The following is an 11,935-nucleotide window of genomic DNA, read 5'->3' as shown; positions in this document are numbered from 1 at the left end:
CCATTATCGCATCGGCGTCCGGCCGGTTGAACCGATCGGGTCGATTGGGTCGGGGGTCGTCGTGCCTGCAACGGCGGGAGGCCTCGCGGTTGCACTACAGCGCAGCCTGTTTCGCGCGGCTCGCCACCGGCCGCAATTGCGGCAGCACCTGCTGCGCGGCGCGCGTCACATCGTTGGGAAAATCTATCTCGATCCACGGCGCGCCCGTCACGTCCGCCGTCTCGAACTGCGCTCCGCGCTCCAGCAGCAGGTCGCGCAACGCCTCTTCGTGCGGCAGGTTCGAGCGCCCGCCCTCCACATAGCCCGCCACGATCCGCGCGAACCGCCGCGCCGTCTCTTCGTTCAACCGGAAAAATCCCACCGACTCCCCGATCGTGTCGTACTCGAGGCTCACCGCCACCTGCTTGCGCAGCTCCACCGGTACCCCGTTTCGCAGACACAGCTTCACCGGCTCGTCGCCGGCTTCGAAGTCGCGGTCAATCAGCAGACGGTTCGCCGGGCCCGCGCCCGCCACCAGCGGCCCGAGCACCCGCTCGTCGTAGAGCACGTCCGCATCCATCAGCAGCACGTCGCCGCCGCGTTCGAGCGCTCCGGCCACGCAATGCACCGTCAGCACGCTGCCCAGGTCGAAGCGCGGGTTCAGCACGATCTCCACTTCATGCGGCCAGCCGATGCGCGCGAGTTCCGCCTCCACGCGCTCGGGCTGGAAGCCCAGCGCCAGCGTCACCTCTGTCACGTCCAACGCTTCGAGCAGTTGCAGGTGCCGTTCGAGCAGCGTCACGCCCTCGAAGCGCAGCAGGCATTTCGGAAATTGTTCTCCAGGCTGTTGCTGAAGACGCAGGCCGAGACCCGCGGCAAGAATGATGGCGCGCATGCGAAAAGCGTTCTCCCCGAAAACGTGTGAGGGTCTTTGATCAATCGACCGTTTCTACGGCCGGCACGCGAATGGCGCGCCGGCGCTGCCAGCTTCGTTCACTGACGTGCAGATACAACAGGCCCGGCAGGCCGAGCAGGATTTCGCGCGCGCGCTTGACGAGCGAAAGCGCGAGCGCCGCGTCCGGCGGCAGGCCGACGAGCGGCGCGAGCAGCAGATAGCCGCCCTCCTGCACACCCAGCGAGCCCGGAATCGCGAAGGCCGCGCCGCGAATGGCCTGGCCGATGCTTTCGAGCAGCAACGCGTCGAGCCAACCGACCGGATGACCGAGAAAGCGCAGCGCGAGCCACACTTCGCCCGTGCCGACGAGCCAGCCGACGAAACTGAGCGCGAAGCTCGCCGCCGCCCGGCCGCGCGCGCGATACAGCGCCTGCACGGCGGCGTCGACGGCGTCGGCGCGCATCGTCAGCGACGACCAGTCCCGCTTGCCGAACACGCGCGAGACGACGCGCAGCATCCGCCCGAACAACCCGCGCCGCTGCGCGACGTAGAAGAGCCCGATCAGCACGGCCAGCGCGCCGGTCGCGATGCCGGCCGCGAGCCGCAGGTCGCCCGACACCTTCTGCTCCGCGTACAGCCCGAACAGCAGGATGCCGGAGACGGCGAACACGATCTGCGCGAGCGCCTGCAGCGTCGTGCTGACCGTGATGGCGGCCGCGGCGTCCCGCATGCGCATGCCGCGCTGCGCGAGCTGGCGCACCATCACGACGGGCCCGCCGATCTGGCCCGCGGGCAACAGGCTGTTGACCGACTCGCCGCTCCAGCGCGCGAAGAGCGCATCGCGCCCGCTCGCGGTTTCGGCGCGGCCGAACAGCACGCCGATCGCCGCCGCGTCGAACGCGAGCGGCACGAGATGGAAGGCCGCGACCAGCACGAGCCCCCAGCCGGCCACGGCGAGCGTGTTCATCACCGGGCCGACCCCCTGCCACACCAGCAGCGCGACGAACAGCGCCGTGCCAGCCGACAGCAGCAGGAGCGCGGCCCGCGTCACGCGGCGTCCCCGTTGCGACGGCGCATGCGCAGGGCGTTGCTGAACACCTGACGGAAACCGAAGTAGGCGATGGCGTCCTTCATGTTCGACACGAAACGCCGCCACGGACGCATGTTCGGATCGGTCACGTACTCGAAGGTCAGCGACACGCGCATGTCGCCCTCGGCGGCCGGCGTCACGCGGTGGCGCAACGCGTCGCCGTCGAACAGCACCATCGAACCCGGCGGATACTGAACCGAGCCGGGCACGTCGGGCACGCTGTCGTTGCGCGTATGCAGTTCGTATTCGAGCCGGCACGACGACTCCTCGATGACGCCGAGCAGCAGCGTGTAGCGGCGCCCGTCGTAGTACGAGGTGTCGTAGTGCCAACCGATGTGGTCGCCGGCGCGCGTGTAGTAGTAGAGCGCGTAGGCGTGCGGATCGTCGTCGGGCGAAAGCTGGAGCCGGTCGCCCGTAATCTTTTCGAGCCAGCCGAGCAGCGCCGGCGAGCGGTAAAGCTGCGCGATGAACGGCGCGAGCCGGTCGATCGCATGACGGCTCACGCTGCCGCCCTGCTTGTGGCCGGGCAGGTAGTTGCGGTTCACCTCGGGCAGCAGGGCGCGGGCGCTGGCGGCCAGTTGCGCGGTCGCCTCGGGCGGCAGGAATTCGGAAAGATAGAGGAACGCGCCCTGCCCGACGTATTCGTTGCGCAGCGTCGGCGTGTCGAACCCGCGAAGCGCGAGCGCGACGGCCCCGTCGGGATCGGACGCGGGCGCAGGCGAAACGGCATCCCCGGAACGAAAACGACCCTGAGCGGAAAGCGCGGCAACCGTTTCCTGTTCCGCCGATTCTTGTTCTGCCTGTTCGCTCATCTGCCGATCCACATCTGACGGGCTGCCTTCGCGGCGCCGTTGCGGCGCGCGACGCGCCAGTAATCGAACACCACCCACAGCGCGAACAGCGGCGCCCCGATCGACGCGACGGCGACGAACGGCGCCACGACGCCGGTGAGCGTGACGAGCGGCAGCAGGTAAAGCACGTCTTCGGTCTCGAACCCGCCGACGAACGCCTGCCGCGTGCCGGCCTTGCCCGCCATTTCCTCGATGCGCATGCGCAGGAAGAAGATCAGCGCGACCGCGACGCCTGCCGCGCCGCCGAGCACCTGGGGCGGCACGCGCCAGTCGGCGGCCGGCATCTGCCGGGCGAGACCGCAGCCCATGCCGAGGAACAGCAGCACCGTCACGAGCGCGTCGGCCGCGAGGTCGTAGAAATGACCGATGCGGCTCGTCTTGCCGCTGATGCGCGCGAGCTCGCCGTCGGTGTGGTCGACGAAATTCGACAGGACGATCAGCAGCGCCCCGATGTTGACCTGTGCAAAGCCGCCGCGCGCCAGGTAAAATGCGCCGGCGAGCCCGATGGCGAGGCGCACCGTGGTCAGATGATTCGGCGTGACCGGCGTGTCCGCGAGCGGCGTGACGAGCCAGCGCGCGGCGCGCGCGTCCCAGGTTCGGGGCAGCGGCACGGCATGCGGCACGGTTTTTACAGGCGGGTCTTTTCTGGTCATAACCCGCAAATATATACGTCTTGAGGAAAACTTGCCGATTTCCCGGCTCTTTTGACGCGTTCGAGCCCGCAGCGGGCACGATCCGCGCTACGCGAAAGGGCCCGCCGCGGCGGCGCAGAAAGCGCCTCCGGACAAACGGGCGTAGAGTGCAAACCCAACCGACCGGACGGCCCCGCCCGCCGGCCGCCCCCGCGGCCTCGCGCGACGGCACAGTGCCGGCCTTCTCGCGCATTCGAATGAAACGTTTCTTTTTGTCCTTTTGCGTCGCGGCCTTGCCGCTCTGCAGCCAGGCGGCCGCGCCCCTCGACGACGCGCTCACCTGCAGCGAATCCGCCCACACGTTCGTCTCGGGGCTCATCGACCAGCAATTGATCGAGAGCCAGCCGATGCGGGTCGAAAGCAACTCGATCAACGCATTCTGGCCGCAGCGCGGCGTGCATCTGAGGGCATACGGCTTCACCGTGTTCGCGATCGTGGGCTACGAGGAGAACGACCCGCTGTTCCATACCGGCAGCGGCACGCCGATCGCCCCGTCGGCCTACGGCGCCGTCGTGCTCGGCTCGCTCGCGAAGGTCCAGGCCGCCGTCGCGGCGGCCGGCAACACGACGGCAATCGTGCATCACGCCGGACCGCTCCTGACCGCCATCTTCTGCCAGCAGGGCTGACGCGTACGCGCGCCGCCGCGCCCGACATCGCGGCCGCCGGCCGGCGCCGCAATTTAATGCCTTCGCCGCGCCCCCGTTGCATCTTCTTACGCACGAACGCGCGCGAGCTTGCGTATACTCGCTGACCATATCCTCCCGCCCCCTGCGAATCATGAAAGCATTGCTGCCCGCCGTGTCCATCGTGTCCGTCGCCGCCCTGCTGGCCGCCTGCGGTTCGGCCCCGGGCAATCCCGCCGACGCCGCGGCCGCCACGCCGATGATCTACATCGCGTCGACGCGCCCGGCATCGTCGGTCGCCGAATGCCTCGAAGACCGCCTGCCGCGCGTGCACGAAGACGAGCAGGACGGCGTGACCGAGCTGACCGTCGGCTCGCGCTCGCACGCGTCCTACTTCGTCGCGCTCGCGCCGTCGCCGCAGGGCTCGACCGTGCGCGTCACGCAAGGCACGTCGAACGATCCGCCCGAAGCCGAGCTGCGCTACGACATCGCGCGCTGCGCCATCTGAGCCGCTTCCAAACACCTTAACCGCCCTTAACCGCCTCTAACCGCCGCGCCTTCCGCTCGCGAGCGGCGCCGCTCCGAAAGGAGAAGGCGTGCCGCCGCTTCTCCGCGCTTCGCTTCCTCATGGCATCTGGCAACGCACATCACGCAACCGGCTGGGCCGCCGGCGTCGTCGCGGCCGTCGTCGTCGCCCGCGCGGGCGCGGCCGGCCCCGCATATCTGGGGGCCGTCGCGGCACTCGCTTGCGGCGTGGCCGGCGGCTCGGCGCCGGACTGGCTCGAAGTGGCCTGGTGGACGCGCAGCCGTCGACGCTGGATCGCGCATCGTTCGCTCACGCATTGGGGCATCGGCTGGATCGTGCTGCTCGCGTGGTCGTATTGCCGCCTCGGCCATCGGCCGCTCGCCGCCCCGCTGTTCGGCTTCGCGCTCGGCGGCCTCGTCCATTTGCTGGCCGACTGGCCGAACCCGCTCGGCGTGCCGTGGATCGCGGGACGTCATTCGCTCAACTGGTGGAACAGCGGCCGCTGCGATCTGCTGATCGTCGGCGCGTCGTGGCTCGCCGCCTGGTTCGTCGTCGTTCACGGGATGCCGCACGGTCTGCGGGAATGGCTTCCCCGCGCTTCACCGTAAGCCATGCAAGGCGCCATGAAGATCCGCTTGCAGGGAAAGTCCGGATAAAATTGCTCAGCAATCCTGACGTACCGGTTCACCGGCAACTGAACCGGTAGCCGGAGATGACGCGGAATGGAAGCGGATGAAGCCCGGCGAATGCGGGCCGAAGAACGCGCCGCGCCCTACTGGCAGCGGAAATGCTCGATATCCTGCCCTGCGTGAATCGCGCGGCTCAGCCAGGGGGGCAACTCGCCCTTGCCGTCCCAGGTGTTGCCGTACGCGTCGCGGTACATCGGCTGGGTCTGCGCCTCGGTAATCGCCGCCGCGAGGTCTTCCATCGTGATGCCATACTCGTCCATGCGGCGTCGAATCCACAGGATCAGTCGTTCGCGTGCCTCTCCATCGAGGTCGGACATGGGTTAATTCCTCTCGTTTCGTCATGGCCCGCAGCCAGTCCATCGCGGTTCCGTAAAGGAACCGGCGCGACCCTGAAAAAAGACAGGCTCCGCCGAAGTCGGCGAAGTCTTGCTTAAGCGGAGTGAAGGTAAGCGGGGCCGCGATTCGGGCCCGGAGGATGCTTGAAGTCCGCCGCTCCAGTTCTGGGTGTCCACCAAAAAACGGGCGACACGGGCGGAACTCATCATACCGTGCGCGTACCGGCCAAATCAAGGGATTTGCCCGCGTACGCGCCGCCCGGCACACGATACACCACTCCCGGATTCAATCGCTCAACTCCGGGGTCCGGCCGCGACAGACCGCGCGCCTTCGTCGGCTTCGCCGCCGACCGCATCGTCGGCCCGACGCGCCAGCACCGGCACGAGCGCCGCGCCCGTATGGCTCGCGGCCACGCGCGCGAGGCCCTCGGGATCGCTGGCCGCCACGATCGTGCCGCCGCCCGCGCCGCCCTCCGGCCCGAGGTCGATGATCCAGTCGGCCTCGGCGATCACGTCGAGGTCGTGCTCGATCACCACGACGCTGTGCCCGCCGTCCGCGAGCCGGTGCAGCACGCGAATGAGCCGCGCGACGTCGGCCATGTGCAGGCCCACCGTCGGCTCGTCGAGCACGTAGAGCGTATGCGGCGCCTTCTGGCCGCGTCGCGTGACGTCGTCGCGCACCTTGGCCAGTTCCGTCACGAGCTTGATGCGCTGCGCCTCGCCGCCCGAGAGCGTCGGCGACGGCTGGCCGAGCGTCAGATAGCCGAGCCCCACGTCCTTCAGCAATTGCAGCGGGTGAGCGATGCCCGTCACGGGCGCGAAGAACTCGACGGCCTCGTCGATCTCCATCGTCAGCACGTCGCCGATGTTGCGGCCGCGCCAGGTCACGGCCAGCGTTTCCGGATTGAAGCGCTGGCCATGACAGACGTCGCAGGACACTTTCACGTCGGGCAGGAAGCTCATGCCGATCGTGCGCACGCCCTGGCCTTCGCAGGCCGGGCAACGGCCATCGCCGGTGTTGAACGAGAAGCGCGAGGCCGTATAGCCGCGCGCCCGCGCTTCGAGCGTTTCGGCAAAGAGCCGGCGAATCGCATCCCAGACGCCGACGTAGGTGGCCGGACACGAGCGCGGCGTCTTGCCGATCGGCGTCTGGTCCACCTCGAGCACGCGATCGATGCCCTCCCAACCCGCGATCGATTCGCAGCCCTGCCAGACGTGCGTCACGTCGAGCTTCGGCCGCGCCGTTGCGCGGGCCGTCGCACTCGTCCGCCGTGCCGCCGCATCGGATGCTCCGCCTTGCGCGGCCTTGCGCGCGCGCCGCGTGGCCGGCGACGACAGCACCGAGCGGCCCACGGCGTCGAGCAGGTTCGTGAGCAACAGGTCGCGCGCGAGCGTGGACTTGCCTGAACCGCTTACGCCCGTGATCGCGACGAGCCGGCCGAGCGGAATCCGCGCCGTCACGTTGCGCAGGTTGTGAAGCTTGCCGCCGTGCACGGTCAGCCAGTGCGGCGGCATGGGCTCCGCGCCCGCACGCGCCGGCTTCACCGCGCGGCGCGGTTGCAGCGGATGCACGATCGGCTGCGCGAGATAGCGCCCGGTCAGCGAATCGGGCGCGCCCGCGAGATCGGCCGCGCTGCCCTGCGCGACGACGCGACCGCCGCGCTTGCCCGCGCCGGGGCCGATGTCGATGATGTGGTCGGCGCGACGAATCGTGTCCTCGTCGTGCTCGACGACGACGAGCGTGTTGCCCTTGTCGCCGAGACGCTTGAGCGCATCGAGCAGAATCCGGTTGTCGCGCGGATGCAGCCCGATGGTCGGCTCGTCGAGCACGTAGCAGACGCCCTGCAAATTGCTGCCGAGCTGCGCGGCGAGCCGGATGCGTTGCGCTTCGCCGCCCGAGAGACTCGGCGCCGCGCGGTCGAGGCTCAGGTAGCCGAGCCCGACCTCCTCGAGAAACTGCAGCCGGCTGCGGATTTCGCTGACCACGTCGCGCGCGATCTGCGCGTCGCGGCCGTCGAGCCGCAGCGCATCGATCCAGTGGCGCGTGTCGGCCACGGTCCATTGCGCGACCTCGACGATCGGATGCGCGTCGAACGTCACGGCGCGCGCGACCGCATTCAGACGCGTGCCGCCGCAATCGCGGCACGGCTCGTCGACGAGACCCTCCGGCTCCTGCTCCTCGGAAGGCAGCGTCTGCTCGCGGCCGCGGTCGTCCTCGGCCGACACCGTGTCGTCGTAGGCCGCGCGCTGCTCGCGCGTCAGCGCGAGCCCCGTGCCGACGCAGGTCGTACACCAGCCGTGCTTGCTGTTGTACGAGAACATGCGCGGGTCCAGCTCCGGATAACTGGTGCCGCAGACGGGGCAGGCGCGCCGCGTCGAAAGCACCTTGACCGTGCCGATCCGCGCGGTCGGACGGTCCGAGGCCATCGCATCGTCGAGCCCGTCGAGCGGCGCGAGCAGATGGACGACGCCCTTGCCCGCATCGAGCGCGGCGTCGAGCAGGCCGCGCAACCGCGCCTCGTGCTCGGGCTCGATCCGGAGGTCGCCGACGGGCAGCTCGATCGTGTGCTCACGGAAGCGGTCGAGCTTCGGCCACGGCGCGACGGGCACGAACTCGCCGTCCACGCGCAGATGCGTGTTGCCGCGCGCCTTCGCCCACTTCGCGAGATCCGTGTAGACGCCCTTGCGGTTCACGACGAGCGGCGCGAGCAGGCCGACGTGCTGGCCGCGATGCTCGCGCAGCAACTGCGCGACGATGGCGTCGACGCTTTGCGACGTGACCGGCGTGCCGTCGTGCACGCAATGCTGGATGCCGAGCTTCACGTAGAGGAGCCGCAGGAAGTGCCAGACTTCCGAGGTCGTCGCGACAGTGCTCTTGCGGCCGCCGCGCGAGAGCCGCTGCTCGATCGCGACGGTCGGCGGAATGCCGTAGACGGCGTCGACCTCGGGACGCCCGGCCGGCTGCACGATGGAGCGCGCGTAGGCGTTCAGCGATTCGAGGTAGCGGCGCTGTCCTTCGTGGAACAGGATGTCGAACGCGAGCGTCGACTTGCCCGAGCCCGACACGCCGGTGATCACGTTGAAGCGGCCGTGCGGAATGTCCACGTCGAGCGACTTCAGGTTGTGCTCGCGCGCGTTGACGATGCGCACGACGTCCTCGCCCTGCACCTCGCGCCGGGCCTGGGACGCGCGCAGCGCCGTCTGCAGCGCGACGCCGTCTTCCTCCGCGACGAGCGCGCCCGTCGCGCCGCCGAGCGTCTTCTCGTACTGCAGCAGGGCCGCGCCCGTATGCGAGCGCGGGCACGCCATCGCGTCGTCGGGCGTGCCGACGCAGACCACCTCGCCGCCCGCGTCGCCGCCTTCGGGGCCGAGGTCGACGAGCCAGTCGGCCGCGCGGATCACGTCGAGGTTGTGCTCGATGACGAGCAGCGAATGACCGCTCGCGAGCAGCTTGCCGAACGCGCGCATCAGCTTCGCGATGTCGTCGAAGTGCAGGCCCGTCGTCGGCTCGTCGAACATGAAGAGCCGGCCGCCCGGCGCGGCGGGCCGGCCGCGCGTCTGCGCCGTCTCGGCCAGATAGCCCGCGAGCTTCAGGCGCTGCGCCTCGCCGCCCGAAAGCGTCGGCACCGGCTGGCCGAGCTTCACGTATTCGAGGCCGACGTCGACGATCGGCTGCAGCACGCGCAGCACTTCGGCATCCCCGGCGAAGCACTGGGTCGCCTCGCTGACGGTCAGGTCGAGCACGTCCGCGACCGACAGCGCCCGGGCGCCGCGCTCGATCTTCACTTCGAGCACTTCGGCGCGATAGCGGCTGCCGTCGCAATCCGGGCAGCGCAGATAGACGTCGCTCAGGAACTGCATCTCGATGTGCTCGAAGCCCGAGCCGCCGCAGGTCGGACAGCGGCCCTCGCCCGAGTTGAAGCTGAACATGCCGGCCGTGTAGCCGCGCTGCCGCGCGAGCGGCGCCTTCGCGAACAGCTTGCGGATCTCGTCGAACGCGCCGACGTAGCTGGCCGGATTCGAGCGCGCGGTCTTGCCGATCGGCGACTGGTCGACGAACACGGCGTCGCTGATCAGGTCCGCACCGACGAGCCCGCGATGCGCGCCCGGCGATTCGGTCGCCCGGCCCAGGTGCCGCGCGAGCGCCGGATACAGCACGTCCTGCACGAGCGTCGACTTGCCGGAGCCCGAGACGCCCGTCACGCAGACGAGCCGCTGCAACGGAATCTCGACCGTGACATCGCGCAGGTTGTGCTCGCTCGCGCCTTCGAGCACGAGCCGCGGCGTCGCCGCCTCGACGCTCCGGCGCGTCCAGTGCGCCGCGTCGGCCACCTTGCGGCGGCCGCCCAGGTAGGCGCCCGTCAGCGTGTCGGACGAGCGGATGGCGTCGGGCGTGCCGTCGAAGACGATCGAGCCGCCGCGCTCGCCCGGCCCCGGCCCCATGTCGATGAGCCGGTTCGCCGCAAGCATCACGGACGGATCGTGCTCGACGACGACGAGCGTGTTGCCCGCGTCGCGCAGCCGGTGCATTGCCTCGACGATGCGGTTCAGGTCGCGCGGATGCAGCCCGATGCTCGGCTCGTCGAGCACGAAAAGCGTTTTCGTGAGCGACGTGCCGAGCGCCGTGGTCAGGTTGATGCGCTGCACCTCACCGCCCGAGAGCGTGCGGCTCTGGCGGTCGAGCGTCAGATAGCCGAGCCCCACGTCGCAGAGGTACTTCAGCCGCGTGCGAACTTCGGCGAGCAGCAGCTTCAGCGCGTCGTCGAGCAGCGCCGACGAGAGCGAGAGCGCGTCGAAGAAGCGCCGGATGCGCTCGATCGGCAACAGCATCAGGTCGTGCAGCGTCAGGCCCGGCAACGCCTCGAGCTGCGCGCGCTGCCACTTCGCGCCGTGCGGCATGAAGCGCGCGGCCGGATCGAGCACCGCGTCGGCATTCTCCTTCGTGCCGAGACGCCAGAGCAGCGCTTCCGTCTTCAGGCGCGCGCCGCCGCAGGTTTCGCACGGCGTGTAGCTGCGGTACTTCGACAGCAGCACGCGAATGTGCATCTTGTAGGCTTTCGATTCGAGGTACTGAAAGAAGCGCCTCACGCCGTACCATTGCGTCTGCCAGTTGCCGCGCCAGTCGGGCACGCCCTCGACGACCCAGTCGCGCTCGGCCTGCGAAAGCTCGGACCAGCGCTTGTCGCGCGGAATGCCGGCTTTCGCCGCGTAGCGCATCAGGTCGTCCTGGCACTCCTTCCAGGCGGGCGTCTGCAGCGGCTTGATCGCGCCGCCGCGCAGCGTCTTGCGCGCGTCGGGCACGACGAGCCCCCAGTCCACGCCGATCACTCGGCCGAACCCGCGGCACGCATCGCACGCGCCGTAGGCCGAATTGAACGAGAACAGCGCGGGCTGCGGTTCCGCGTAGCGCAGGTCGCTCTCGGGGCAATGCAGGCCCGTCGAGAAGCGCCAGAGGGTCGCTTCGGCGGGCGAGCTTTCGGGCGCGCCCGGCTCGGGCAGCACATAGACGCTCACGCGCCCGCCGCCGCGCTTGAGCGCGGCCTCGATCGCCTCGATCACGCGGCTCTTCTCGGTATGCTGCAGACGGAAGCGGTCGGCCACCACGTCGAGCACCTTGCGCGTGCCGTCGGCCGTCCCGATCTCGCGCTGCGCCTGGATGCGCGTGTAGCCGCTCGCGGAAAGCCACTGGGTCACTTCGTCGTCGGTGGCGCTCGACGGCAGCTCGACCGGGAACGTCACGGCGAGACGCGGATCGTTGTCGGCCGTGCGCGCGCGCAGCTCGGCGTAGATCGTCTCGGGCGTGTCGTGGCGCACCGCCTGCGCGCTCACGCGGTCGAACAGGTTCGCCGCGCGCGCGTAGAGCAGCTTCAGGTGGTCGTTAAGCTCGGTCATCGTGCCGACCGTCGAGCGCGAGCTGCGCACGGGGTTGGTCTGGTCGATCGCGATGGCGGGCGGCACGCCGTCGACGCGATCGACCTGCGGCCGGTCCATGCGGTCGAGGAACTGGCGCGCGTAGGCGCTGAAGGTCTCGACGTAGCGCCGCTGGCCCTCGGCATACAGCGTATCGAACACGAGGCTCGATTTGCCGGACCCGGACGGACCGGTCACGACCGTCATCTCGCCGGTGCGCAAATCGAGGTCGAGGTTCTTGAGATTGTGCTGACGGGCTCCGCGGATGCGGATGGTGGTTCGGTTTTCGCTCACTTGGCGCAAGATTCCGGCTAGGTCACGACGAATTCGGGACCGGGGCGGCGC

At 69.5% G+C, this 11,935-nt stretch carries 9 protein-coding genes; 3 read left to right on the top strand and 6 right to left on the bottom strand.

The annotated features are described in order from the left end of the window. Positions 1–94 precede the first annotated feature (94 nt). The 4 genes from CY652_RS01205 to CY652_RS01190 are packed head-to-tail and all read right to left on the bottom strand — an operon-like array spanning position 95 to position 3,468. Positions 95–874, bottom strand: coding sequence for a phosphocholine cytidylyltransferase family protein (locus CY652_RS01205; RefSeq protein WP_102128845.1), 780 nt, complete (start codon positions 872–874; stop codon positions 95–97). 40 nt (positions 875–914) lie between these two features. Beyond that, a complete protein-coding gene (locus tag CY652_RS01200; RefSeq protein ID WP_102128844.1) occupies positions 915–1,925 on the bottom strand; it encodes a lysylphosphatidylglycerol synthase domain-containing protein in 1,011 nt (336 codons plus the stop codon). Next, positions 1,922–2,776 (bottom strand): HalD/BesD family halogenase, encoded by an 855-nt coding sequence (locus tag CY652_RS01195; RefSeq protein ID WP_258002136.1) that lies wholly within the window; start codon positions 2,774–2,776, stop codon positions 1,922–1,924. The genes CY652_RS01200 and CY652_RS01195 overlap by 4 nt, the downstream gene beginning before the upstream one ends. After that, positions 2,773–3,468, bottom strand: a complete 696-nt coding sequence (locus CY652_RS01190; protein WP_102128843.1) for a CDP-alcohol phosphatidyltransferase family protein — start codon at positions 3,466–3,468, stop codon at positions 2,773–2,775. Before CY652_RS01190 ends, CY652_RS01195 begins: the two co-directional genes overlap by 4 nt. A gap of 236 nt (positions 3,469–3,704) precedes the next feature. Here CY652_RS01190 and CY652_RS01185 point away from each other — a divergent pair, with 236 nt between their 5' ends. The 3 genes from CY652_RS01185 (at position 3,705) to CY652_RS01175 (ending at position 5,264) form a co-directional block, all read left to right on the top strand. Then, a complete protein-coding gene (locus CY652_RS01185; RefSeq protein ID WP_102128842.1) occupies positions 3,705–4,133 on the top strand; it encodes a hypothetical protein in 429 nt (142 codons plus the stop codon). 151 nt (positions 4,134–4,284) lie between these two features. Next, positions 4,285–4,638 carry a sugar ABC transporter ATPase gene (locus CY652_RS01180; RefSeq protein ID WP_102128841.1) on the top strand — a complete coding sequence of 118 codons (354 nt, stop codon included), beginning with the start codon at positions 4,285–4,287 and terminating at the stop codon, positions 4,636–4,638. A gap of 119 nt (positions 4,639–4,757) precedes the next feature. After that, a complete protein-coding gene (locus CY652_RS01175; protein WP_102128840.1) occupies positions 4,758–5,264 on the top strand; it encodes a metal-dependent hydrolase in 507 nt (168 codons plus the stop codon). Positions 5,265–5,428: 164 nt separating this feature from the next. Here CY652_RS01175 and CY652_RS01170 read toward each other — a convergent pair whose 3' ends face one another. Beyond that, positions 5,429–5,662 (bottom strand): H-NS family nucleoid-associated regulatory protein, encoded by a 234-nt coding sequence (locus CY652_RS01170; RefSeq protein ID WP_102128839.1) that lies wholly within the window; start codon positions 5,660–5,662, stop codon positions 5,429–5,431. A gap of 312 nt (positions 5,663–5,974) precedes the next feature. Further along, positions 5,975–11,884 carry an excinuclease ABC subunit UvrA gene (gene uvrA, locus CY652_RS01165; RefSeq protein WP_102128838.1) on the bottom strand — a complete coding sequence of 1,970 codons (5,910 nt, stop codon included), beginning with the start codon at positions 11,882–11,884 and terminating at the stop codon, positions 5,975–5,977. Between the last annotated feature and the right edge of the window lie 51 nt (positions 11,885–11,935).

The organism is Burkholderia sp. WAC0059 (assembly GCF_002870125.1).
In the GTDB taxonomy this organism is placed as follows: domain Bacteria; phylum Pseudomonadota; class Gammaproteobacteria; order Burkholderiales; family Burkholderiaceae; genus Paraburkholderia.
Note: the sequence above shows the minus strand (reverse complement) of the source record. Positions and strands in the feature narration are given on the sequence as shown.